We start from the raw sequence: 22,335 nt of genomic DNA on the forward strand, positions 1-22,335 counted from the left end.
TTCGGGCGGAGGAGCGCACCGCACACGAACGGTGTGCGCCGAGATCCACGTCGGTGCACGCCGTTCGTGTGTGCGGCTTCTCACGCACTCGCCGAGGTCAGGGGCGCAGCCGCGCGACGACGACCCGCGTGGCCCGGGCGATGGGCGCGTTATCGTACGTCGCGTCCTTCTCGTCGCGACTCGAGACAGGCCAGCTCCCGCTACTAAGCGCCGCGCAATGCTGAGCTGGTCCGCCTCACCGCAACGGGCCGTCGCCCGGGCCGTTGGGGTCGTCGACCAGGTGCATCGCGGCCTCCTCCGCGCTGGCCGCACCCCCGTCGATCCCGGCATCCCACGCCACGGAGTCGGCTTCCTCGTCCTCGCCGAGGCCCTCGTCGTAGGCGACCAGGCGTCCCGCGCGCGTTTCGCGCTCGTACCCACGCCGGGTCAGCTCGTCCTCGTCAGACCGCCGCCGCCCTCATGCACGCCTGGTGCGCGCGCAACCCCGCCACCGCCTCATCTGAGTTGCGGGCACTGGCCGAGCGCACCGACGTCGCCGAGCATCGCAGGCTCGCCCTGGCGTACGCCTGAACCGGCGCACCCGACGACCATCGCCGCGTATGGGCGGCCTCCAGGGCGTGGTTCGCCCTGGCCCTGTGCGGCGCCGGCAGCGGGCGGAGTCACCCGCCGTAGAGCCGGTCGATGTGCTTGTAGTCGTCGGGTGCCCGGTCCCGGAACAACTCGTTCCGCAGCAGCCGGGCTGTCCCGTCGCCGTGCCAGATGTCCCCCCACACCCGAGCTGATGTCTGCACGTGGGCCGTGCGCCCCGTGCGTGCCGTCTCGGCCATGCGGACGGCCCGGGGGCCCGGCGGTACGGATGGTGGCGAGCTTCACTGGAGGTTCTTCCCGGTTGTCGATCTGGACGCGGTGCTGGTGGAGCCGCTCGAAGACAGGCGTGTCGCTGAACCGGAACAGGTCCAGCCCGCACTCCGCGGCGCTCACCCCAGCGGGGTTGGCGCTTGCTGGAGGCCGTCCGGCTCCGGTGTCGACAGCCTCCTGAGAGTTGGCTCCGCGACAAGAGACGCTTGGAACCTTGACAAGGAAATCCGCTACAGGTGGCGGCAACGTGTATAGAGTTTCCCTGTGGGGTTGGGGGACGGATCGGAGGCTGAGAGCATGTCGCTTGGCATGCTCCCGGCCACTTTCAGCTACTCCCAAGCCCTTGAAGCTGGCCTCTCCGAGTGGCAGCTGTACCGGCTGCGGGATCAAGGACTCATCGAACCTGTTGGCCGGGGTCTCTACCGGCGCCATGACGCCGAGATGGCGGATATTGATCTCATCGAGGTCGCCCGTCGTGCGCCGTCAGCCACGCTTTGCCTGACCACCGCCCTGGCCCGTCACGGCCTCACTGACGAGATTCCCTCCCGCATCGATGTCGCCCTGCCTCGCGGGCGGCATCGACCGACCACCTCCGCGCCGGTCGCCTGGCACTTGTTCGACCCAGCCACGTTCGAGATCGGCCGCACTGAGCTGCCACTCGACTCGGACACCTCGATCGGGCTCTACAGCCCCGAACGCAGCATCATCGACGCCGTCCGCCTGCGCCATCGGGAGGGGCCGGAACTGGCGTACGCGGCGCTACGGCGATGGCTGAGGCGCCGCGACGCATCACCATCAAAACTGCTGACCATGGCTCGGCGGTTCCCCAAGGCTGAGCGGCCGCTCCGAGAGGCACTGGAGATCCTGCTGTGACCGTACGTCCGACCCGCGCCACTGTCGCTGGCCGCGCCTACCTCGACCTCCAGAACCTCGCACGCCGCATCGGTCGTCCCACTGATGAACTGCACCAGGTCTACGCACTGGAAGGCTTCCTCGCTCGCCTGGCCCAATCCCCGTTCGCGGACAACCTCGTCCTCAAGGGTGGAGTGCTGCTGGCCGCCTACGCCACTCGCCGGCCGACCCGTGACGTAGATCTTCAGGGCCGATGGATCTCGAATGACAGTGATCAGGTACTCGGCATGGTCCGCGGCATCGCGAGCCGGCACCTCGACGACGGCCTGGTATTCGACGCGGCGACCGCAAGCGCGGAGACGATCCGGGACGACGACGTCTACGCCGGGGTGCGCGTCAGCCTCACCGGCAGTCTTTCCGCCGCGCGGCTGACCTTTCACGTCGACGTCAACGTCGGCGACCCGATCTGGCCTGATCCGCAGCCGATCAAGCTGCCGCGGCTGCTCGATGGGGAGCTCGTGGTGACCGGATATCCGCTTCCGATGGTGTACGCGGAGAAGCTGGTGACGGCGTTGCAGCGGGGCGAGGCGAACACCCGCTGGCGCGACTTCGCCGACGTTTATCTGCTGTCGGGTCGGCACGATGTCGACGGCGACCAGCTGGCGGCGGCTGTGCAGCGGGTAGCCGAGTATCGCGAGGTGACGCTCGAGCCGCTGAGTCAGGCCCTCGACGGCTACGCGACGGTCGCGCAGTCACGGTGGGCGGCCTGGCGGCGTAAGCACCTGCTCGACGACCGTCTTCCGCAGGACTTCGGCGCGGTGTTGCAGCGGGTGTCCGCGCTCGCCGATCCGGCTGTGACCGGGGCCTCCGGTGGGCGGACCTGGGTCGCGGCATCCTCGGTCTGGACGACGGCCATGTGACAGACAACCGGCGCTGCGGGGATCGTAGGCATGGGGATAGACCTATGGGTTCTCTTCAACACCAATAGTGAGCAATTAGAGGTCCCCGACGACGGTGGCGTCGTACCACTCCTCCAGAAGACTCCACCGGAGCGCGGATCTGCCCTGGCCCGCCGGCTCTACGCGGAGTCGGGGCGGCTCTGCGTGCTCGCCTCGCGGCACCGGCACGCCTGCATCGTCGTGGCGCGGGCGGGGATCGCCGAGCTGCTCGACGCGCACCCGTCGACCGAGCGGGTGCACCTGGACGTGCCGGTCAAGTTCCCGGACGGCTGGACGGCCAACCAGACGATGCTCAGCCACCTCGCCGCGCACACCGTCACCTGACTACGGCAGAAGCGTCAGCGGTGTCCGGTGGCTCGGGACCGGACGGTCAGCCGGGGCGGCGAGCACCGCTGTAAGGCATATCCGCCAACTGGGCCATTCGGACCACGTCCCCGGTATGCGGGGCGTGGACGATCAGTCCATTGCCGACGTAGATACCCATGTGATGGCGATCGGAGTAGAAGAAGACGAGGTCACCCGTGCGAAGGTTTGTTCTGCTCACCGCCGTACCTTCGGTCCATTGAGCACCTGTGTAATGGGTCAGCTGCACCCCGGCGGAAGCCCACGCGTACTGGGTCAGGCCGGAGCAGTCGAACGAGTCCGGACCGTCGGCCGCCCACACGTACGGCTTGCCGATCTGCTTGCACGCGGTCTTCGCCGCGACGCCGCCGCTTCCCGTGATGGGGACGGCGGGACACTGCCCACCGATGAACAGCGAACTGGTCGACGTGATGGGTGAGGTGCTGCTCGCGGTGGCGGCTGACTGCGCGGTGGCTGCTGCTCTGGCCGCCGCGGCGTCCGCGGCCGCCTTGGCCGCTGCGGTCGCCTCCGCGGCGGCGATCTGTCGGTGTAGCGCATCCAGCCGCTTGATCTCGGCGTCGATGGCCTTCTTGCGAGCCGCTAGCTGGGCCTGCTGGCGCTGCTGTGTCGCGATCAGCGCGTCAACCTTCTCCTTGTCGGCGTCGTAGCTCGCCTGCTGGGCCGACAGCCGGGTGATCTGTCGCTGCTCCGAATTTGCCACCTGATTCACGAGCGCGAGCTGATCCCCCAACGCGGTCGGCGGCGAGCCGCGGGACAGCAGGGCGTTGAATGTGGAAAGCGACTTTGCCTGCTTGTAGTACCCCGTCACAATCTCCTGGACCCGGGTCCTGCTGATCTCCACCGACTTGCCGAGTGGCTCGATCCTCCGGCTCAGTTCGGCCGATCTCCGCTGGTTCGCGGCCAGTTCCGACCGGACCTTGTTGTATTGCTCGATGACGGGTTCGAGCTTTTGCCACGCCGCTTCGATCTGCTGCCGTACATCGGCGGCCGACGGTGCGGCGTGGGCGTGGGCCGCTGGCCCGACGGCCACCATGGCCGCCGCCGCGACGGCGAGGATTCTGGTGAACAGACGCGATCCGGCGGGCCGGGTGCGCACGGGTGGCAACGCGTTCGGCTCCTTCCACTCGAGGCCGACGCACCCCACGGTGCACCGACCTCGACCGCCTGCCGGGTTAGCTGACGGGTTCGGGCGTGGAAGGCGCCCTACCGCTGATGCGGATTCACCCCGAAACCTGCGGTGGTTCCCCGGCTCGCCTGGCGACGCCAGTGACGTCCAGCGACTCGGCGGTGGCCGTCCCGGGGCACTCCAGGTGGAGACCGACATCCGGAACGGACGCTGACCAACATTAGTGAGGACGGCCAGAAGAAATCAACGAGCCGGTGACGCGAATTCTCTGCGCTGTCAAGCGGGCACATTGGGTGCCGGAATTATGCGTACGTAAGGCTCCGCTAATCGGATTCTTAATCTTCCCTAACCTTGACCTTCAACCTGCGCGCTATTTTTCTTCGGCAACCCTCAGGTTCATCCACCCGGCTGGGCTGCCCATCAGCACCTCCACGATCGAGGTGTTGCGACGACCAGTTGAATCCGCCGACCACGCCAGAGCAGGTCAGCGCACATCGACCCGTACGCGGGGCCAGGAGTTGTTGCCGTAACCCATGGGGTTCCACACGGTGGCGGGGGACTCGGGCTGCGACTCGCCGGCGTCGTCCCACGCCCGGGCGGTGATCTCCCTGCAACCGGCGGGGAGGTCCAGGGTGGCGTGCCATTGCTGCCACGCCCACCGGCCGGCCGCGTCGTCGATGGAGGCCTGGATCCAGGTCTGCCCTCCGTCGGGTGAGACATCGACGCGGACGACGGCCCGGCCGTCACCGGTGAAGGCGTAGCCGGCGACGTCGGTGGGGCCGGCGGCCATGCTGGCACCATCGTCGGGGGAGAGGATCGCGGAGGTCAGGGCCACCGGGCCGAGCGCGAAGCCCTGCCCAGGCCTGGTGGGATCGGCGTCGGGCGGCAGCAGTCGGTAGTCCGCCGCCTGGAAGTAGTTGTCCGACGGCTGTGCCAGGGCGGTGATGCTCTGCACCCATTTGACGCTGCGGGCACCGATGTAGCCGGGCACCACGACACGGACCGGCCCACCGTGCGCCGCGGGCAGTGGCTGCCCGTTCATCGACCAGGCCAGCAGCACCTCCTCGGAGAGGGCTTTCCGTAACGGAATGGAGCCGCCGAACGGCTGTGGCGGATCCGCGACCTGGGCGACGTCCGGAGCGGTGAAGGCGATGTGCGCCGCGCCGGGGGCGGGTCCGGCCGCCGCGAGCACGTCGGCGAGGCGCACGCCGGTCCATTCGGCCGTCGAGATAGCGGCGGGCCCCCACGGGGACTGCCCCGGGATCTCCCGTACCGCCATCAGCCCGGCCCGCCGGTTACCCGCGCACGCGAGCGTGGCCACCTCGGTACGGGGCTGAAACCGCTCCTGCAGATCGGCCAGGAACAGGTCCAGCTCCCGGTGGACCAGGCCATCGACACGCAGTCGCCAGGTCGACGGGTCGATCTGCGGTATCGATCCATGGTTGCGGCTGTAGAAGGCGTCGGCCGGGGTCAGCGGCCCGGCCAGCGCTGCCGGCGGTGGCTCGGCGTTGAACGGCTCCGTCTGGTGGACGACCATGTCGTCCCGCTTCCCCCACATGCCCTCGGCTTTCCTCCTGGTGTTCCGTCGGCTACCGCACATCGTGGCGTACGAGGTTGCGCTCTGCTGCACGTTCGCTGGGGGCGCGTAGCTCCCCTTCCACGCCTACGCTAGTGCCCGTTCCCGCAGGCCAGCGCCCGGTTCCGGCAATTCTCGCGGCGGTCGACCTCGAGGGAGCAAGCGTGGCTGCGGTGGATCACCACGTACGACCACGACGGCGGACGCACGGGCCTAGGGTCGGTGCCGTGGCACGGGCGGGGCGTCGATACCGGTACGTCGGCCCGGCCGACGTACGGGCGTCGGTCGCCGACTCTCCCGAAGGCTGGCCCATCCGATCATCGGTCGATCTCGACACCTACCTGGCGGCCGCAGATCCGCGCGACCGTGACGAGCCCTTCACCTACGTCATCGTCCCTGGCGGCACGCTGCGGCTCGCGCCGAGACGCAGCGAGCACGTCGCCTGCGCCGGCGGTGGGGAGGTCCTCGGCGCGGGGGAGATCGCCTTCGCCGGCGAGCGGGACGGCTCGGTCGTGACCGAGGTGAGCAACCAGTCCACCGGCTACCGGGATGCGGGCCAGTGCTCCGCCCGTCAGGGCGGGGGTGAAGGCCCGCGCGGGAGGGCCGCCAGGCCCGAGCGTGCCGTTGACCTGACGCCCCATCGACCGTGGTAACGTCGCGTTCGTGCGAGGCGAAGGGTCATGCCGGAAGCCTCGAAGCGTCACGACGGACACAGCGTGACTGTCGCCGCAGGGCTTGCGGAGACGTAAAACGCCTGTGGAGTGTGGGTAGGTCCGGAAGCGATTCCGGCACCGTGCGGTGAAGCAGGAACCCACCCGGGCGTTGCGCGTTCCGCGCGCAGCGCGGAGGGAATCCCCGCCATTCATGGCGGTGGAGGATGTCAATGCCCCGATCCCACCTCCTAGGCGGCGGTGGCGGACGCCCTCGACCGGGCGAGTATCGGCCGCCCGGAAGGCTTCACCGCGACCATCGTCTTTCGGCGCTGCCTTGACTGCGGCGAGCGCAACGTGGTCCGCGACGACGACTACATCTGCGCGCTCTGCGGTGCTGAGCTGCCGGAGGATGTGGAACCTCGGCTGACGACTCGGCCGTCGACCGACCAGGGCTCGCGCGACGGCTGGGCCGCCAACCAGACGATGCTCGCCCACCTCGCCGCGCGCCACGGCGGGTTGTGGCCGGCAGCCGACCACAACCCGCCGGGACTTCCGCGCGCGGCTCAGGGCGTGGCGAGCGCCTCGGTCGGGGCGAGCCGGGCAGCCCGGATGGCCGGATCCAGCCCGGCGAGCGCCCCGATCAGCAATGTCGCCCCGATCCCACCGGCCATCGCCTAGGCCGGGACAACGGCGGGCCAGGACTGGGAGAACGCGTAGCTCGCCGGCGCAGACCGATCTCCGGCACCCGCCGCCGCGCCGGTTCCCGACCGCGCGGCACAGCACGAGCGCGCTCGGACCAGCCGGCTGCCGGCCGCGGGTAACCGTTGCAGCGCCGGCTAGTCATCGGCGGCGCCACGATCGGACGCTGAAGCTCAGGTGGGCGGGACAGTTGCCGGTAGTGTGCGGGGCGCCTGGGAGGAGGGGTCGATGCTGGGGCTGGAGGTGCCGCCCGCGGGCGAGGCGGAGCGGGTGATCACGGCCGTGCTGGCCGACCTGCGCTCCGGCCAGCACCATGGCGTGGTGGTCGACTCCCCGCCCGGGGCCGGCAAGTCGACGCTGGTGGTCCGCGCCGCCGTCGAGCTGGCCGCCGCCGGCGAGCCGCTGATCATCATCGCCCAGACCAACGAGCAGGTCGACGACCTGATCGACCGCCTGGCCCGAAAGGCACCCGAGCTGCGCATCGGCCGGCTCTCCGCCGCCGACTACCGCCCCTCCGAACGGGTCAGGGGCCACGAGACGGTCAAGGTCGCCGCCAAGGTCACCGACCTTGGCGGGCCGGCGGTCATCATCGGTACGGCCGCGAAGTGGGCCACGGTGACCGACGGCACCTGGCCGTGGGCGATCGTCGACGAGGCGTACCAGATGCGGTCCGACGCCCTGCTGCGCGTGGCCGGCAGGTTCGAACGGGCGCTGTTCGTGGGTGACCCTGGGCAGCTCGATCCGTTCTCCACGGTCGAGACCGTGCGCTGGACGGGCCTGACCTGGGATCCGATGCAGGCGGCGGTGGCGGTGCTGCTGCGGCACAACCCCGAACTGCCGGTGCACCGCCTGCCCGTGTCGTGGCGGCTGCCGCCGTCGGCGGCGCCGGTGGTCGCGGCGGCGTTCTACCCGTTCACCGGGTTCCGCGCCGGCACCGGCGTGGGCGACCGGGCGCTGTCGTTCACCGCACCCGGCCCGGGGGATGCGCTCGACGCGGCGGTGGAGCTGGCCGCGACGACGGGCTGGGCGCTGCACGAGCTGCCGGCCCGGCACACCCTGCGCACTGACACGGAGGCGGCGGCGGCCTGCGCGGCGCTGGCGCTGCGGGTGTTGCAACGGGGCGCGGTCGCGGTCTCCGAGCACGCGCCGGCCGGCGCGCCGGTCACCGCGGACCGGATCGCCGTCGGAGCCGCGCACCGCGACCAGGTCGCGGCCATCCGCGCCCACCTCGGCGAGGCCGGGGCGGGCATCACCGTCGACACCGCCAACCGGCTGCAGGGCCGGGAGTACGACGTGACGATCGTGCTGCACCCGCTGTCCGGACGGCGGGACGCCACCGCGTTCCACCTGGAGTCGGGGCGGCTCTGCGTGCTGGCGTCACGACACCGGCACGCGTGCATCGTGGTGGCCCGGGCCGGGATCGCCGAGCTGCTCGACGCGCACCCGTCGACCGAGCGCGTGCACCTGGACGTGCCGGTCAAGTTCCCGGACGGCTGGGCGGCCAACCAGACGATGCTCGCCCACCTAGCGTCGCAGCACCTCTCCTGACTACGGCTCAGCGGCGGCTCGCGGATCCTCCGGTGCAGGCCCGGCGCCTGGCCCGGCGGGCGACGCGGCGTCATTTCGGCGCCGCAGCCGGGCTGGCCGAGACTACTTCCCGTGGGGGTCGGACGCGTTGAGCGTCGCGACGACCTGGTCGTAGTCGCCGCGCGCCTCGCCGTATCGGAGGAACTTCACCCGCTCGACCTGGATCTCCTTTGCGTCGGGCTGCGACTCGAGCAGCGCGACGACCTCCGCCACGAACTCGTCCAGCGGCATCCCGTACTCGCTCGTCTCCTGCCCGGGCAGCAGCGCGGTGCGGACGGCCGGCGGTTCGAGCTCCACGATCTTCACGGTCGTGTCCGCGAGCTGCAGCCGGATCGACTCGCTGAGCATGTGGATCGCGGCCTTCGACGCGTTGTAGCTGGGGGTGATCTTGAGCGGCGCGAAGGCGAGGCCCGAGGAGACGGTGATGATGGTGGCGTCCGGCTGCGCCTGCAGGTGCTCGATGAATGCGGCGATGAGGCGGATCGGGCCGAGCACGTTGGTCGTCAGCACCGCCTCGGCCGAGGCGAGGAACGATTCCGGCTTGTGCCAGTCCTCGATGCGCATGATGCCGGCCATCGTGACCAGGACGTTGAGGTCCGGGTGCTTCGCCAGCACCTCCTTCGCGGCGGCCTCGATGCTCGCGGCGCTCGTCGTGTCGATCGCCACCGTGTGGATGTCGGGGTGCTCCGCGGCGATCTGGTCGAGCAGGTCGGTGCGCCGACCGCCGACGATGACGGTGTTGCCCTTGGCCCGCAGCTCGAGCGCGAGGGCGAGGCCGATCCCGCTCGTGGAGCCGGGGATGAAGATGGTGTTTCCGGAGATGTTCATGCACCGAGCTTCGCCCGTCGTCCCGGGTTTGTGGCAGAGACCGGTCATCGGGGGATCCGCAATCCCTGGTTCGCGCCCGCCGCAGCCGGATACTGGGATCATGGACCGTGCAGCACTGGCCGATTTCCTGCGCCGCCGCCGCGAGGCGCTGCAGCCCGGGGACGTCGGGCTGGCTGCGGGTGCGCGCCGGCGCGCACCGGGCCTGCGCCGTGAGGAGGTCGCCGCCCTCGCCGCGATGTCGACCGACTACTACACCCGGCTCGAACAGCAGCGCGGCCCGCAGCCGAGCGTGCAGATGCTCGCGTCGCTCGCCCGGGCGCTTCGGCTGACGGGCGACGAACGCGACTACCTGTTCCGGGTGGCGGGGCACAACGCCCCGGCAGTCGTGTCGGCGGCGACGCACGTCGCCCCGGCGCTGCTGCGCGTGCTGGACCGGCTCGACGACACCCCGGCGCTCATCCTGTCCAACCTCGGCGAGACGCTAGTGCAGAACCGGATGGCCGCAGCCCTGTTTGGCGACAAGTCGGGCTACACGGGCCTCGCCCGCAGCGAGATCTATCGGTGGTTCACGGCTCCTGCGGAGCGGCTGCGCTACCCCGAGGAGGACCGCGACCGGCAGAGCCGCGCCCAGGTCGCCAACCTGCGTGCCGCGTACGGATCGATGGGCCCGCAGTCGCGGGCCGGTGAGCTGGTGCGGGCGCTGCAAAAGGCGAGCCCGGAGTTCGCCGAGCTGTGGGAACGGCACGAGGTCGCCAAGCGCTTCACGGACCACAAGACGCTCATCCATCCCCAGCTCGGTGCGATCGGGCTCGACTGCCAGGCGCTGTTCACCGAGGACCAGTCCCAGGCACTGCTCGTGCTCACCGCGTCCCCGCGCAGCGAGGGCTGCGAGAAGCTGCAGCTGCTCGGCGTGCTGGGGCATGAGCGCTTCCCGGCCGACACGAGCTGAAGCTGACCGCCAGGTCGGCGTACCCCGTGTCGAGCAGGCTGGTTCATCGCCGAGAGATTCGGCGCGTCACTCGCCAGGGGGCTGGTATTCGGCCCGTTGCCGAGTCGCCTGGTCGATCTCCTCCGCGGTCAGCACCGGGGTGACCCGCGTGTCCAAACCGCCCGCGGCCCGGATGACGATGGCCAGTGCGGCCGCTGTCTTGTGGTCCGGCAGTTCACACAACACGTAGGTGTCGTGCTCAGCGAACGAGAAGTGCATCGACTCCATTCGCCCGCCGTGAGCCTCGATCGTGTGGCGGACGACCTCGACGCGTTTGGTACCACCGTCGCTGATCAGCCCCTGGAGACCGTTGACGGTGTAGTTCGACGTCAACAGGAATCTCGGCACCTCCACATCACCTCCAGATGTGCCGCCGGGCCGCCAGGACCCGGGCCGTTCCTCAGGCCCCACCCTGGCGTTGGACCCGTTCGGCGCCCTCGACTCTCGCCCGGCCGTGGTCGCGCTCGGTCCCCGAGGTCCCGGTCGCAGCGCGCAGGTGGCGGCGGTCCGGCGAGTGCTCCACCTCCGAGCCCTGCCGGCCCCGGCGGCCGCTGCCCGGATGCCGCCGCCCCCGTGCCGATTCGCCGCCGGGATCGTGCTTGTTCGCCTTGTGGCTACCCATGGGCAGCGCATACCCGGCACGCGGGCGGCTAGTCATCCGCCGGTCGGACAGCCTCGCCCGAACGGGCCCTGCCTCGGCTGCGTCGCCCGCTCCGTACGGTGCCCTGCGGGCGGGGGCCAGCGGGCCCGGATCCTGCAGAAGCTCGGCCTGCGTGACCGGGTGCAGGCGGTAATCGCGGCGTACGAGTCCGGACTGGTGACTCCGCATCCTCCCGGCTGAGCCGCCTGGAGCGACGCCGGCGGTACCGGAATGTCGCGGTCAGCGGCGGCGGGTGGCCGTGAGGCGGCGGCCGCCCCCCGACTTGTGCTTCGATCGCGGCAGCGACACCGGGTGCAGCGCCCGCGGCCGCGGCCGGCGTCGTCGCTCCTGCCACCAGCCGAGGCACTCCGTGACCAGGGCGCCCACGGTCAGCGCCAGGACCCCGAACCCGACAGCGCCCACGACGCCCTGTATCCGGCCGCGGTGGCCGCTGAGCTGGTCGAAGTCGGTGACGAAGTCGCCCGGATCGGTCCGGCTCACCCAGATCGACGCGGTGGTCCCGGGCGGCAGGCATACCTCGAAGCAGGCCACCTCCTGCTCGTGCGTGACCCCGTCGAGGTCGTACCGGAAGTACATGGTGCTGGACGCGCCCGTCTTGTTGCCGCCGGGCTTGGTGACCTGGTCGTAGACGACCGCCTGCGTGGGCTGGCCGTGCTCGCGCAGTTCGTCTCTCCACCGGTCCAGCCGGAGCTCGTTGTCGACGGGAACGTAGAGCAGCGCCGCGCCGAGGAGGAGGAACGTCGGGTAGAGGACCGCGCGTCGGGCGAGCCGGCGGCCCAGCCACGCGAGTCGTCGGCGTACCGGTGGCCGCTCCTCGTCCGTCACGTCCGGCAGCATATCGGCGGCGCTCAACCCGCCCGTCGGTAGTTGAGCAGCAGCGCTCCCGTGCTCGTCGCCTCGCTCCGCGCCAGCCGGAACTCCGTCAACCGCCCGTCCTCCGGCCAGATGCGCTTGCCGCCGCCGAGGCGCACCGGGTCGACCATCAGCCGCAGCCGACGCTGCCCTGGCTGGTGCCCCAGATCCAGTTGTCCGTGGCCTTGTCGTGCACCGCGATCGTGCCGGTGGCGGAGACGATGGCCGAGGGGTCACCGACGAAGGTCGGCTGGTTGGTGCCGATCGCCATCCAGTTGCCGAACGCGCTGCCCGGGGAGGCCTGGCTGACCCCGCTCATCCCGCCAGCGGTGTTCCGAGCGTAGATGGCGATCGTTTCGTCGCTCGAGATGAGCGGCTGCGGCCGAGATGCGACGCCGGCACCCGAGGTGCCGACCCTGCTCCACGCTCCGAACTCGCTTCTCGCCGAGCACCACGAGGCTGGACGGTCTGGCGACTGCCCGACGAGGAGATCCGCATCTACCATGACCCAGTGATCAACACAGCGAAGGGTCGACCTCCCGCACCGGTGCTGGCGGCTACCCTCGCCATGGTCATCCGGGCCGTTGCAGCCGCTATCCCCACACCCGGCAACCCCGACGTGCTCGCCCAGGTCCTCGCTAGCGTTCTCGTCGGCGGGTTGATGCTGGTCCTGGCTTACGGACTGATCCGTGGGAACTCGCTCGCTCGGTGGTTAGTCGTCGTCCTCGCGGCTGTGAATGTCTACAACGGGGCGACGCATGCAGGTCTGAGCGTCTTCGATCGGACGCTATTGATCGGCGCGCCGCTAGCGGTTGTCGGCCTGCTCCTCTTGCCGAGATCCTCCCGTCGATGGTTTCTCGATCCTCCCGAGACCGCTACGTCTCAGCCCACATCAACCGCATTGGTGGCGGGAACGCCGGAGAACCCGTTTGACCCTTCTCCCCATCACGGGCCGTCCATCGGCCAGTAGCGACGAGGCCCAGCGGTCACGGCCGGGCACGAGATGTCAGCGCGCTCGCCGCCGAGAGCAGGCGTTTCGGGCATCAGGACCAGTTGATCACGCTCTTCCACACTGATGTGGCGGACGATCAGGGGGCTGCCGAGCAGGCCCCGCCTCGGTAACGTCCCGGGCATGACCGACACCACGCATGAGGACCTGCTGGCGGGCTTCACCGTTTCCCGCCCGTACACGATGGATGTCGTCGCGGACGCGCCCCGCGCCGCCGGCGTGCATGTAGTGGTCGCCGGCGACACGGTCATCTATGTGGGGCAGACGTCGAACCTGAAGGACCGGCTGCGCCAGCACCTGACGGGCAGTCGCGGCTCCTCTGTGCTGCACGACCAGGTTGGCCAGCTGCTCGACCAGTCCGGGCCGGTGGCGTCGGCCGCCGACATCGCGAGCTGGCTCCGCCGGTGCATCGTCCGCTGGCGGGAGAGCGACCACCCGGCGGCCGACGAGGAGGCCCTGGTGGTTGCCCTGAAGCCGCGCTTCAACCGGCAGGCTCCGCGGCAGCGGCCCACGCCCTGAACCGGTCGCCGCGCTGAGTCGTTTGCGACATCAGCTCCACAGCGACCGCACCACGCACTGCCGGCCCGACGGCGCCCGTCAGCCAAAGCGCGGGCGACGTCCAGCGGTCGTTTCCCGTCGGCGGCCGCAGAATCCCCGCCGCCTCGTCACCCCGCAACGTCGGCGGGCGTTGCTTCATTGAGCGCCGCTGACGGGACGGGGGGGCGGGATATGACCGAGGTGCGCATCGAGCCGTGGGACGAGGACGATCTGAAGCTGCTGCACCAGCTCAACGCGCCGGAGATCCGCCACCACACCGGCGGCACGGAGACCGACGAGCAGGTGCTCGCCCGGCACGAACGCTACGTAAGCGGGCCCGGCCCCGGCTCGGGCGTGATGTTCAGCGTGGTGCTGCCCGACGGGGCGAAGGTCGGCAGCGTCGGCTACTGGGAGCGGGTCTGGCACGACGAGCCGGTCTACGAGATGGGCTGGGCGATCCTCCCCGAACACCAGGGGCGGGGCGTGGCCACCGCCGCCGTGCGGGCGGTGGTGGCCGAGGCCCGCGCCCAGGGCCGCCACCGGTACGCACACGCGTACCCGTCGGTGGACAACCCGGCCTCGAACGCGGTCTGCCGCAAGGCCGGCTTCACCCTGCTCGGCGAGACCAAGTTCGAGTACCCGCCGGGCCGGATGATGCGCTCCCACGACTGGCGGCTCGACCTGACGGCCTGACCGCGGTCGTCGCCGGATGCCACACTCCACCCTGGACCGTCGAGCACCGGTGTCGCTCAGGCGGCCTTGACGAGAGCGGCGGTCAGGCTCGGGTAGAGCTTCGTCAGCATCGCCTTGGACTTGGCGAGGTCGCCGTCGCCGTCGGAGGCGTCGACCTCCATCACGTAGTACCCGCGCGCCATCGTCACGGTGCACTGGTGGTAGGTGCCGGTGTCGGTCGTGTGGCGTTCGCAGAACGTCACCACGTCCGGGTTCTTCGGCGCTCCGGCCGGCGCCCACGGCACCAGCGTCGACGTCTCCCCGTTGCTCATTCGGTAGCTCCGGCAGCCGCGCATCGTGGCCCGCAGCTCGTCGACCAGCTTGCGGCCGGTCACCTTCTGATAGCCGACGACGTGCTGGCGGATCCAGACCGGGGAGGTCTCCCAGCGCCGCTCCCGCTGCCCGATGCTGTGCCGGTCGGAGGGCAGCTCGCGCCGGCAGGGCGCCCGCAGGTACCAACCCTCGGTGTTCTCCTTGGTGTGCGAGACGGTCTCCGGGCGGAATTTCGAGAGGTCCAGCAGGGCGATCCGCGTCTGCCGGCTCACCTCGTCGGCGGAGCGGGGCGCGGGGCGCGGCGGCGGGGTCGTCGTCGGCGCGGCCGACACCGGCGCGGACCAGCGCGCCGTCGTCGGCGCGGCCTCCGACGTGCCGCAGGCCGCGACGCCGGCGACGAGCAGCAACGACAGCAGGACTTGAGGGGCACGGCGGCGCATCATCGAGGGAGCACGTCCTTTCCGGGTACGCTAAGGAGGGGCCCATCGTCGGGCCCCTCCTTGACTGCGCCCCGCCGGCGCGCCGCGTTACGTCAGCGAGCGACGCCCCTGCTCAGTTCACCCCGGTGGGCCGGCCGGCCGGGCGGCCTCGGTCGGGCGCGGTGGGGGCCGTCGCGGCGACCGTACGCCCCAGCACGATGGGCGCGTCCCGGCCGGTGCCCCGCCGGCCGTTGCCGTCGTCGCTGCGCTGCTCGTGGTAGTCCTGCTCCACGTTGACCGACCAGACGTCGTGGCCGGCGTCGTGGGCGATGTTCTCGGCGGTCAGCATGGCCGTCAGCATCGAGTGGTCCTGGTTGTTGTAGCGATGCATCCCGTTGCGCCCGACGGGGTGCACGTTGGGCAGCTCGCGGGCCAGCCAGGCCCGGATGGTGTCGACGTTGTGCTGGTAGCGCTCGTCGTAGACGGGATAGGCCTTCGGCATCCGCACCACGTACCCGCTCTCCACGCCGCCCGGCCGGACCAGGCCCAACTGCTCCAGCTCGGCGGTGGCCAGCCCCACCAGCTCGGCGTCCGACGTCCGCCAGGTCTCGTCGTCCTCGAACACGAAGTACTCCAGGCCCAGGCAGGTGCGGCCGTCCTTGACCAGGTACGGCGACCAGGAGCCGAAGTTCTGGATCCGGCCCACGTTGACGGCAGGGTCGTGCACGTAGATCCAGTTGTCGGGGAAGGAGAACTCCTCCGGCACCACCAGCGCCACGGTCAGGAAGTCGCGGTATCGCAGGTCGGCGGCGCAGGCCAGCACCTCGGGCGGCGCCGCCGGCCGCACCGCGGCCACCAGCTCGGAGATCGGCATCGACGAGATCACGTGGTCGGCGGGGAGCCGACGCTCGCCGCCGTCCCCGTCGACGGTGACCGCCACGGCCCGCCCGCCCTCCCGGTGCACGGCCGTCACCCACGTCCCGGTGGTGACCTCGCCGCCGCGCCGGCGGATCTCCTCCGTGCAGCGCTCCCACATCATGCCCGGGCCGAACTTGGGGTACTGGAACTCCTCGATCAGGCTGGTCACGTCCTTGCGATTGCGGCGGGGCAGCAGCGAGTCGAGCACTGCCCGGGACAGCGACAGGTTCTTGATCCGTTGGGCGGCCCAGTCGGCCTGCAACTGGTCGGCCGGCATCCCCCAGACCTTCTCCGTGTAGGTCTTGAAGAAGATCGAGTACAGCCGCCAGCCGAAGCGCGCCGACACCCAGCCCTCGAAGTGCGACTGGTCCCTGGGCGGGCGCAGCCGGGCCTTCGCGTACGAGCCCATGCAGCGGGTCGCCTCGCGGACGCCGAGGTTGCGCAGGGCGTTGCCGGCGTTCAGCGGGTAGTCGTAGAGCGCCCCGCGGTAGAAGATCCGGCTCATCCGGGGCCGGAGCAGGAACTCCTCGTCGGGGAGGATCTCGTGCCAGAACGCCTCGACCCGGCTCACCTTGGTGAAGAACCGGTGACCGCCGATGTCGAAGCGCCAGCCGTCCCGCTCGACGGTGCGGCTGATCCCGCCGACCACGTCGTCGGCCTCGAACACCCGCACCGTCGCGCCGTGCCGGAGCAGCTCGTAGGCGGCGGTCAACCCCGCCGGCCCCGCGCCGATGACCACCGTGCCGTGCCGCTCGTCCATGGTCGTGCCGCTCCCTGCCCTCGGGTCCGCCGGAGGAGGGGCGCTTACCCGGTCCCTGCGCCATCTCACGTCCGGTGCCCCGGAACTCCCGATCGTGTCGACGGCGGCGCCGTGGCCTCGACACGTCCCGGCAGGTGTCATCGGGCGCAAATGGGGGATGACCGGGCAGCAGGGCCGTGGGTCCGGGTCCCGATCACCGAGGAAGCGCGCATGGTCGACAGGCCGCGGGACACCGCACCGGACCCGCGCGCGCCCGCGACCACTCCGCCGGGGAAGCGGGACCGCCTCGGCGGCCTACGGCGCCGGACGGGCGCGCTCGTCGCCCGGGTACCGGACCGCTGGCGGTACGTCCTCACGCTCTTCGTCGGCGCGAAGATCGTCCTCACCCTCGTCGGCCTGATCGCCCTGACCGCCTGGGACGGGGTACCCGGCGCGCCACCCGCCGCGGAGGCCGGCATGCGCGCCGACCAGCAGGAGATATCGCCGCACCGCTGGATCTCCATGTGGGTCGCCTGGGACGGGCTGCACTACGACCACCTGGCCCGGCTGCCGCTCACCGGCCGTTGGAACGACTTCGCCTTCCCCCTGCTCTACCCCTTCCTGGCCCGGCCGGTGGCGGTCGTGCTGGGCGGCGACACCGCCCTGGCGCTGCTGCTGATCAGCAACGTCGCGTTCCTGCTGCTGCTCTACTACGCCCTGCGACTGGGCGAGACGCTGCTCGGCGACGACGTCTCGGCGCGCCGGTTCACCCGCTACCTGGTGTTGCTGCCGACCGCCTTCCTGTTCCAGGCGGCCCTGACCGAGTCGCTGTTCCTCTGCCTGGCCCTGGCCACCTTCCACTACGCCGAGCAGCGGCGCTGGGTCACCGTCGGGGTGCTGGGCTACTTCCTCGGGCTCAGCCGCTCGGTGGGTTTCCTCGTCGCCGTCCCGCTCGCCCTGGTCCTGCTGCGCCAGCACCGCTACCGGCTCGACCCGCGCAGCCTGTGGACGTACGTCCGGACCGGGTGGCCGTTGGCGTTGATCCCGGCCGGCTGGCTCACCTTCATGGCGTTCTGCGCGTGGAAGGGCGGGGACTGGTTCGCCTACAAGCACGTCCAGGAGCGGAACTGGGGCATCGCCGTCCAGGACCCGCTCCGGGTGATGCTGCACGGCCTCACCGGCGCCGACCCCCGGGACGCCGTCCGGGTCTGGTTCGCCGTCGCCGTCCTCGTGATCGTGATCGCCGGGTTCCGGCGGATCGGGCTGCCGTACGTCGTCTACGGCGTGCTGATGGTCCTGGCGCCGCTGTCGATGGGGCCGCCGGTGTACAAGAGCCTGCTGCGCTACCTGCTCGCCGCGTTCCCGGTCGGCCTGGTCCTGGCCCGCTGGGTCAGGACCGCCCCGGCCGACGCCGGGCTGAGCGCCGCCCTGGCCCTCCTGCAGGGCGCGCTCTTCGTGGTGTGGCTCGCCTACTGGACGCACTTCATCATCTGACCCGGGCGGTGCGCCACGTGGCGCACCCCCGCACGGACGTGGTCGACGCGGCCGGGCCCGGCCGCCGGCCTACCGGACGATCGCCGCGCAGGCGGCCGCGATTTCCGCCGGCAGGCCGTTGTCACCGCAGTCGATCCCCGCACCCGTGAGCCCGGCCAACCGCCAGGTCCCACCGACCTGGCGCAGGAAGACCTGGTCCTTGAGCAGCGGAGCGGAGTTCTCCGCCGGCAACGCGATCAGCCGTGCGTACGCGTTGCGGCAGCCGAACACGTCGACCCGATCGACGGTCACCCCTGCGGACCGGTCGTCGACCAGCGATTTCGTGGCCGCCAGCAGCACGGCGGTGGAGCAGGACGGGTCGCCGGCCACCGGCCGGGTCGGCTCGGGCAGCGCCGACCCGGCCCCGGCCTGCGCGGGCCGCGCACCGGGAGCGCCTGCGCCGCTCGGTCCGTCGGGAGCGGCCGGGGCGCCCCCACCGGCGACGGCCAGCTTGGCGCCGCCGGCCGGGGTCGGCGTGGGGGCTGGCGGCGTCGCGTCGGCGGAAGCGGTGGGGCTCCCGGTGACGACCGGCGACGCCGGCTGCGCGGTCGGCCGCTCATCGGAACGGGAACATCCGAACATCGCACCGGTCAGGGCCAACGCCACGGCCAGTACCGCACCTCTGCCTCGCGTCCTCATGGTCGCCTCGCATCTCCGTCTTCGATCCTCCCCGAGCTGCTGCTCGGACCTGGCCACGACGGTAGGAAGCGCACCTCTGCCGAAGCTGGACCAAACCTTGAATGCCCAGGCGGCGGGGCGGTCAGGCGACTCCGGCGAGGCCCGACAGGTCACCCGGGCCGACCCCGGCGACGCACGGGCAGTCCCACCGCAGGTGCCACCCGTCCGCTTCGACGGACTCCCGGGTGCCCAACCGCGCGAAGGTCGACCGCGCTTCGTCCCACGCGGTGTGGGCCGCACCCGCGTCGCCACGCAGCGCATGCACCGCACCGAGGTCCCGGAGCGTCCGCGCCTGGCCGAGGTCGTGGTCGAGCTCCCGCCAGTCGCCGTACGCCAGGGCGAGCGTGTCGTGGGCGGCGTCGAGCCGACCGGCGGCGAGATGCATCTCGCCGATCGTCCGCCGGACCAGCGCCGCTCCCAGCCGGTCGTGCAACCGCCGACAGGTCGTCAGGGACCGTTCGAGGGGTTCCTGGGCCCGATCGACCTCGCCGCGCCGCAGCCAGATCTTGGCCACCGCCTGTGACGTGTAGCAGGCCATGTGCTCATCGCCCCGACGGCTGACCATGTCGTGCGCCCGGGAGCACCACACCTCCGCGGCGTCCAGGTCGCCCCGCGCCCGGTGCACCAGGCCGATGCCGCGGGTCGCGACGGCCTCGCCACGCCAGTGGCTCAGCGAGCGGTACCGGTCGATCGCCTGTTGGAGGCTGCCGATCGCCCTGGCGTCGTCGCCCAGCTCCCGGTGGCAATGCCCCAGACCGTAGAGGGCGTGGGCGGCGCCGTCGCCGTCACCGTGCCGAGTGAGCGTGTCGGCGGCCGCCTCCAACAGGGAAATCGCCTCACGATGCCGACCCACCTCGCGCAACACCGAGCCCAGGCCGTTACGGGCGGCGGCGGCACCGGCCTGGTGGCCGGCCTTTTCGAAGAGCGCAATGGCGGAGGGGAAGTACCGCTCGGCCTCGGTGAACCGGTCCTCCTTGTACCGCAGCAGCCCGATGCCGCATTCGATGACGGCCTGGGCCACCTGGTTGCCCGCCCGCTGGGCGGCACCGAGCGCGGCCGCGTGGGTGCGGTCCCAGCCGACGAAGTCGTTGCGCATCGCGAACGACGCGAAGACCAGCGCGTCGGCCAGCGCGCAGGCGGCCGCGTCCATCCCCAGCTCGGCGGCGCGTTCGACCGCGGCGACCAGGCAGCCGCCCTCGGCGTCGAGCCACCCGGGACGGAGGTGGTCCGCGGCGAGCACGCACGACTCCAGGCTGACCGGCATGGGCGGCTGCCGGTACAGCGGGGGCACCGCGTGGGGAAGCAGCTCCCCGAGCCGTTCGCACAGTTCCGTCGCGGCCGTCAGCACCCGCGCGACCGCCATGTGCAGAACCTCCTCCGGGTCCTCCGCGACCGCGCGCTCCTGGGCGTAGAGCCGTACCAGGTCGTGCATGTGGTAGCGGACGACTCCGTACCCCGGGTCCTGGACCACCTCGACCAACCGCGCGTCGGCCAGCTGTTCGAGCAGCTCCTCGGCCGCGTCCACCGCGTCGCCGGTCAGCGCGGCGGCGAGCCAGTCGGCGAAGCTGGGCGTCGCCATGAACCCGAGCAGCCGGAACACCCGCTGCGCCGCGGGGCCCAGTCCGTGGTAGCCGACCGCGATGCTGGCCCGCACCGCCAGACCATCGGCGGACAGCTCGTCGAGTCGCCCGCGTTCGTCACCCAGCCGGTCGGCGAGCCGGGAGATCCGCCGATGCGGTCGGGCCGCGAGTCGGGCCCCGGCGATGCGCAGAGCGAGCGGCAGACCGGCGCACATCTCGATCAGTGTCCCAGCAGCCTTCGGCTCGGCCGCGAGCCGGTCCGGCCCGATGATCTGCTCGAGCAGCGCCAGCGACTGATCGGCGCGGAACATCTGCAACTCGAGATGATGCGCCCCCGGAATGGTGGTCAGCCGGGCGCGGCTCGACGCGATCAGGGCGCTGCCCACGGCACCCGGGACGAGCGGGAGAACCTCCTCGGCACTGACCGCGGAGTCCAGCACGATCAGGATGCGACGGCCACTCAGCGCCGCCCGGTACTGCCCCAGCTTCTCCTCGAGAGTGCGCAACTGCTGGACGTTGCCGACGCCCAGGGCGCGCAGCACCTGGTTGAGGGCGCCGACGGCGTCACCGCGCCGGCCGTCGAGACCCACGAAGATCTGACCGTCGGGGTAGCTGTCCCGGAGCAGGTGGGCCAGCCGGATACTCAACGAGGTCTTACCGATGCCGCCGGGCCCGGCCAGAATCAGCGGCGGACGGGGTGTCGAGGACCGCTGCGGCCCGGCCAGCAGCGCGAGAGCCCGCGCGATCTCGGCCTCGCAACCGGTGTGGTCCGGCAGCGCGGCCGGCAGCTGACACCCCGGTCCCGCCGGACCGGGCCCGTCGACCTCCGACGGACCGTGGTCGGCCGGCGCAGGCGCCGGCGCCGGTGGCGCGGTGGTCTCGACGGGCACCACGGAGGGCCGCGCGGGGAGCTCGTCCCGCAGGATCTGCTGGTGCAGTTTCTGCAGCTCCGCGCCGGGGTCGACACCCAGCTCGTCGGCGAGCAGCGCCCGGGTGCGCGCGTACTGGTCGAGCGCCTCGGCGCGGCGCCCACCGAGGTGCAGCGCCCGCATCAGGTGCAGCACGATCGGCTCGGTGAGCGGGCTGCGCTCCAGCGCCTGGCCCAGCCGGTCGGCCACCGGCCCCGGTCGTCCCTGTTGGAGCTCGCACTCGGCCCAGTCGAGCAGCACCCCCAGCAGTTGTTGGCGCAGCCCTTCCCGGACCCGGGCGGCCCAGTCGCCGGGTAGTCCGTCCAGGGGGTCTCCGCGCCACAGGTCGACGGCCTCCCGCAGCAGTCTGACCCGGCGGAGATCGTCCGGCTCCAACTCGTGGGCCTGGTCGGTGAGGGTGCGCAGCCGGTGCAGGTCGAACCGGCCGTCCGCCAAGTCGAGCAGGTAGCCGCCCGGCCGGCGGGCCAGGGTGATGGCGGTGGCGCCGCCGGTGTCCGCCGAGGACAGCAGTCGCCGGATGCGGGTGATGTAGGTGTAGAGGACCCCCCGGGCATCCGTCGGCGGGGAGGCGTCCCACACCCGGTCGATCAGCACCTCGGGCGGCACGCACCGGCCGACGTCCACGGCCAGCGCCGCTAGGACCAGTCGCTGTTTCAGCGGGCCGAGTTCGATCGGCTTCCCGACGACGCGGATCTGTAGTTCGCCGAATATTCGCAGTTCCACGGCATCGCCCCCGCGCCCGTAGGACCACTGCCCGACCGGCCCTGAGCAGCGCCGATCGGGAGTGTCAAGGATTCGTTCAGCTTCGCTACCGGCCCGGCTGCGAATGTCTTGCCACGCACCGCTTCGGGGTCGTCGCCGAGGAAGGCGTCACGTGCCACCGGAGACCCTCACCCCACCTCCCCAGGAAAGGGGCCGCAAGCCACAACTTCACAGGACGACGACAAGGGAGCCGCCACTCGCACCGCGCTCTCCCGATGACGCAC

At 71.3% G+C, this 22,335-nt stretch carries 22 protein-coding genes, 3 pseudogenes and 1 riboswitch; of the genes and pseudogenes, 11 read left to right on the plus strand and 14 right to left on the minus strand.

Annotated elements, in window-relative coordinates:
* Nucleotides 1-235 precede the first annotated feature (235 nt).
* Both ACLQ2U_RS17765 and ACLQ2U_RS17770 read right to left on the minus strand, forming a co-directional pair.
* Complete coding sequence (locus ACLQ2U_RS17765) at nt 236-430, minus strand: DUF5709 domain-containing protein (protein WP_425751867.1); 195 nt, start codon at nt 428-430, stop codon at nt 236-238.
* Between the two features lie 229 nt (nt 431-659).
* Nucleotides 660-791, minus strand: a complete 132-nt coding sequence (locus ACLQ2U_RS17770; RefSeq protein WP_425751782.1) for a hypothetical protein — start codon at nt 789-791, stop codon at nt 660-662.
* 364 nt (nt 792-1,155) lie between these two features.
* Here ACLQ2U_RS17770 and ACLQ2U_RS17775 point away from each other — a divergent pair, with 364 nt between their 5' ends.
* The 3 genes and pseudogenes from ACLQ2U_RS17775 to ACLQ2U_RS17785 form a co-directional block, all read left to right on the plus strand.
* Nucleotides 1,156-1,731 (plus strand): type IV toxin-antitoxin system AbiEi family antitoxin domain-containing protein, encoded by a 576-nt coding sequence (locus ACLQ2U_RS17775; protein ID WP_425751783.1) that lies wholly within the window; start codon nt 1,156-1,158, stop codon nt 1,729-1,731.
* A complete protein-coding gene (locus ACLQ2U_RS17780) occupies nt 1,728-2,630 on the plus strand; it encodes a nucleotidyl transferase AbiEii/AbiGii toxin family protein (RefSeq protein ID WP_425751784.1) in 903 nt (300 codons plus the stop codon). Before ACLQ2U_RS17775 ends, ACLQ2U_RS17780 begins: the two co-directional genes overlap by 4 nt.
* Nucleotides 2,631-2,792: 162 nt before the next feature.
* Nucleotides 2,793-2,993 (plus strand): annotated as a pseudogene (locus tag ACLQ2U_RS17785) (helicase); the annotation flags it as partial.
* A 46-nt stretch (nt 2,994-3,039) separates the two neighbouring features.
* Here ACLQ2U_RS17785 and ACLQ2U_RS17790 read toward each other — a convergent pair.
* The gene (locus ACLQ2U_RS17790; protein WP_425751785.1) at nt 3,040-4,128 is read right to left on the minus strand and encodes an NlpC/P60 family protein; all 1,089 of its coding nucleotides are present in this window, start codon (nt 4,126-4,128) and stop codon (nt 3,040-3,042) included.
* 50 nt (nt 4,129-4,178) lie between these two features.
* Nucleotides 4,179-4,329: riboswitch (cyclic di-AMP (ydaO/yuaA leader) on the minus strand.
* 313 nt (nt 4,330-4,642) lie between these two features.
* Nucleotides 4,643-5,716 carry a sulfite oxidase gene (locus tag ACLQ2U_RS17795; RefSeq protein WP_425751786.1) on the minus strand — a complete coding sequence of 358 codons (1,074 nt, stop codon included), beginning with the start codon at nt 5,714-5,716 and terminating at the stop codon, nt 4,643-4,645.
* Nucleotides 5,717-5,961: 245 nt separating this feature from the next.
* Here ACLQ2U_RS17795 and ACLQ2U_RS17800 point away from each other — a divergent pair, with 245 nt between their 5' ends.
* Entirely contained in the window at nt 5,962-6,387 is a 426-nt protein-coding gene (locus tag ACLQ2U_RS17800) for a hypothetical protein (protein WP_425751787.1), read from the plus strand.
* 563 nt (nt 6,388-6,950) lie between these two features.
* Here the strand turns inward: ACLQ2U_RS17800 and ACLQ2U_RS17805 are convergent.
* A pseudogene (locus ACLQ2U_RS17805) lies at nt 6,951-7,109 on the minus strand (ABC transporter permease); the annotation flags it as partial.
* 205 nt (nt 7,110-7,314) lie between these two features.
* Here ACLQ2U_RS17805 and ACLQ2U_RS17810 point away from each other — a divergent pair.
* Nucleotides 7,315-8,634 (plus strand): AAA domain-containing protein, encoded by a 1,320-nt coding sequence (locus ACLQ2U_RS17810; RefSeq protein WP_425751788.1) that lies wholly within the window; start codon nt 7,315-7,317, stop codon nt 8,632-8,634.
* A gap of 102 nt (nt 8,635-8,736) precedes the next feature.
* Here ACLQ2U_RS17810 and ACLQ2U_RS17815 read toward each other — a convergent pair whose 3' ends face one another.
* Nucleotides 8,737-9,501, minus strand: a complete 765-nt coding sequence (locus ACLQ2U_RS17815; protein ID WP_425751789.1) for an SDR family oxidoreductase — start codon at nt 9,499-9,501, stop codon at nt 8,737-8,739.
* 100 nt (nt 9,502-9,601) lie between these two features.
* On the opposite strand from ACLQ2U_RS17815, the gene ACLQ2U_RS17820 reads away from it, so the two are divergent.
* On the plus strand, nt 9,602-10,450 hold the full coding sequence (locus ACLQ2U_RS17820) for a helix-turn-helix transcriptional regulator (RefSeq protein ID WP_425751790.1): 849 nt from the start codon (nt 9,602-9,604) through the stop codon (nt 10,448-10,450).
* A 66-nt stretch (nt 10,451-10,516) separates the two neighbouring features.
* Here ACLQ2U_RS17820 and ACLQ2U_RS17825 read toward each other — a convergent pair whose 3' ends face one another.
* A complete protein-coding gene (locus ACLQ2U_RS17825; protein WP_425751791.1) occupies nt 10,517-10,837 on the minus strand; it encodes a GYD domain-containing protein in 321 nt (106 codons plus the stop codon).
* Nucleotides 10,838-11,237: 400 nt separating this feature from the next.
* Here ACLQ2U_RS17825 and ACLQ2U_RS17830 point away from each other — a divergent pair.
* Nucleotides 11,238-11,330 (plus strand): annotated as a pseudogene (locus ACLQ2U_RS17830) (DNA-binding response regulator); the annotation flags it as partial.
* Nucleotides 11,331-11,369: 39 nt separating this feature from the next.
* On the opposite strand, the gene ACLQ2U_RS17835 reads toward ACLQ2U_RS17830, so the two are convergent.
* The 3 genes from ACLQ2U_RS17835 to ACLQ2U_RS17845 are packed head-to-tail and all read right to left on the minus strand — an operon-like array spanning nt 11,370 to nt 12,321.
* A complete protein-coding gene (locus tag ACLQ2U_RS17835) occupies nt 11,370-11,975 on the minus strand; it encodes a DUF3592 domain-containing protein (RefSeq protein ID WP_425751792.1) in 606 nt (201 codons plus the stop codon).
* Between the two features lie 23 nt (nt 11,976-11,998).
* Nucleotides 11,999-12,133: a hypothetical protein gene (locus tag ACLQ2U_RS17840; RefSeq protein ID WP_425751793.1), complete on the minus strand. Its 135-nt coding sequence runs from the start codon at nt 12,131-12,133 to the stop codon at nt 11,999-12,001.
* Nucleotides 12,133-12,321, minus strand: a complete 189-nt coding sequence (locus ACLQ2U_RS17845) for a hypothetical protein (RefSeq protein ID WP_425751794.1) — start codon at nt 12,319-12,321, stop codon at nt 12,133-12,135. Before ACLQ2U_RS17845 ends, ACLQ2U_RS17840 begins: the two co-directional genes overlap by 1 nt.
* Before the next feature lie 192 nt (nt 12,322-12,513).
* On the opposite strand from ACLQ2U_RS17845, the gene ACLQ2U_RS17850 reads away from it, so the two are divergent.
* The 3 genes from ACLQ2U_RS17850 (at nt 12,514) to ACLQ2U_RS17860 (ending at nt 14,241) form a co-directional block, all read left to right on the plus strand.
* Nucleotides 12,514-12,972, plus strand: a complete 459-nt coding sequence (locus ACLQ2U_RS17850; RefSeq protein ID WP_425751795.1) for a hypothetical protein — start codon at nt 12,514-12,516, stop codon at nt 12,970-12,972.
* A 162-nt stretch (nt 12,973-13,134) separates the two neighbouring features.
* Nucleotides 13,135-13,530 (plus strand): GIY-YIG nuclease family protein, encoded by a 396-nt coding sequence (locus ACLQ2U_RS17855; RefSeq protein WP_425751796.1) that lies wholly within the window; start codon nt 13,135-13,137, stop codon nt 13,528-13,530.
* A gap of 210 nt (nt 13,531-13,740) precedes the next feature.
* A complete protein-coding gene (locus ACLQ2U_RS17860; protein ID WP_425751797.1) occupies nt 13,741-14,241 on the plus strand; it encodes a GNAT family N-acetyltransferase in 501 nt (166 codons plus the stop codon).
* A gap of 56 nt (nt 14,242-14,297) precedes the next feature.
* Here ACLQ2U_RS17860 and ACLQ2U_RS17865 read toward each other — a convergent pair whose 3' ends face one another.
* Together ACLQ2U_RS17865 and ACLQ2U_RS17870 are read right to left on the minus strand one after the other, a co-directional pair.
* Nucleotides 14,298-14,996 carry a hypothetical protein gene (locus ACLQ2U_RS17865; protein ID WP_425751798.1) on the minus strand — a complete coding sequence of 233 codons (699 nt, stop codon included), beginning with the start codon at nt 14,994-14,996 and terminating at the stop codon, nt 14,298-14,300.
* 109 nt (nt 14,997-15,105) lie between these two features.
* Complete coding sequence (locus ACLQ2U_RS17870) at nt 15,106-16,650, minus strand: NAD(P)/FAD-dependent oxidoreductase (protein ID WP_425751799.1); 1,545 nt, start codon at nt 16,648-16,650, stop codon at nt 15,106-15,108.
* A gap of 210 nt (nt 16,651-16,860) precedes the next feature.
* Between ACLQ2U_RS17870 and ACLQ2U_RS17875 the strand changes: the two genes are divergently transcribed.
* Entirely contained in the window at nt 16,861-18,123 is a 1,263-nt protein-coding gene (locus ACLQ2U_RS17875) for a hypothetical protein (protein ID WP_425751800.1), read from the plus strand.
* Between the two features lie 69 nt (nt 18,124-18,192).
* On the opposite strand, the gene ACLQ2U_RS17880 is transcribed toward ACLQ2U_RS17875, so the two are convergent.
* A complete protein-coding gene (locus ACLQ2U_RS17880; RefSeq protein WP_425751801.1) occupies nt 18,193-18,768 on the minus strand; it encodes a hypothetical protein in 576 nt (191 codons plus the stop codon).
* A gap of 154 nt (nt 18,769-18,922) precedes the next feature.
* Complete coding sequence (locus ACLQ2U_RS17885; protein ID WP_425751802.1) at nt 18,923-22,072, minus strand: AfsR/SARP family transcriptional regulator; 3,150 nt, start codon at nt 22,070-22,072, stop codon at nt 18,923-18,925.
* Nucleotides 22,073-22,335: the final 263 nt, after the last annotated feature.

The sequence above is a fragment of the Micromonospora sp. DT47 genome, assembly GCF_049844475.1.
Classification (GTDB): Bacteria; Actinomycetota; Actinomycetes; order Mycobacteriales; family Micromonosporaceae; genus Micromonospora.

Excerpts from the sequence above, each read along its gene's own strand:
- ACLQ2U_RS17775 (WP_425751783.1), top strand. The coding sequence starts at position 1,156 with ATGTCGCTTGGCATGCTCCCGGCCACTTTCAGCTACTCCCAAGCCCTT.
- ACLQ2U_RS17795 (WP_425751786.1), bottom strand. The coding sequence starts at position 5,716 with ATGTGGGGGAAGCGGGACGACATGGTCGTCCACCAGACGGAGCCGTTC.
- ACLQ2U_RS17810 (WP_425751788.1), top strand. The coding sequence starts at position 7,315 with ATGCTGGGGCTGGAGGTGCCGCCCGCGGGCGAGGCGGAGCGGGTGATC.
- ACLQ2U_RS17815 (WP_425751789.1), bottom strand. The coding sequence starts at position 9,501 with ATGAACATCTCCGGAAACACCATCTTCATCCCCGGCTCCACGAGCGGG.
- ACLQ2U_RS17820 (WP_425751790.1), top strand. The coding sequence starts at position 9,602 with ATGGACCGTGCAGCACTGGCCGATTTCCTGCGCCGCCGCCGCGAGGCG.
- ACLQ2U_RS17840 (WP_425751793.1), bottom strand. The coding sequence starts at position 12,133 with ATGGTCGACCCGGTGCGCCTCGGCGGCGGCAAGCGCATCTGGCCGGAG.
- ACLQ2U_RS17845 (WP_425751794.1), bottom strand. The coding sequence starts at position 12,321 with ATGAGCGGGGTCAGCCAGGCCTCCCCGGGCAGCGCGTTCGGCAACTGG.
- ACLQ2U_RS17855 (WP_425751796.1), top strand. The coding sequence starts at position 13,135 with ATGACCGACACCACGCATGAGGACCTGCTGGCGGGCTTCACCGTTTCC.
- ACLQ2U_RS17860 (WP_425751797.1), top strand. The coding sequence starts at position 13,741 with ATGACCGAGGTGCGCATCGAGCCGTGGGACGAGGACGATCTGAAGCTG.
- ACLQ2U_RS17865 (WP_425751798.1), bottom strand. The coding sequence starts at position 14,996 with ATGATGCGCCGCCGTGCCCCTCAAGTCCTGCTGTCGTTGCTGCTCGTC.
- ACLQ2U_RS17870 (WP_425751799.1), bottom strand. The coding sequence starts at position 16,650 with ATGGACGAGCGGCACGGCACGGTGGTCATCGGCGCGGGGCCGGCGGGG.
- ACLQ2U_RS17875 (WP_425751800.1), top strand. The coding sequence starts at position 16,861 with ATGGTCGACAGGCCGCGGGACACCGCACCGGACCCGCGCGCGCCCGCG.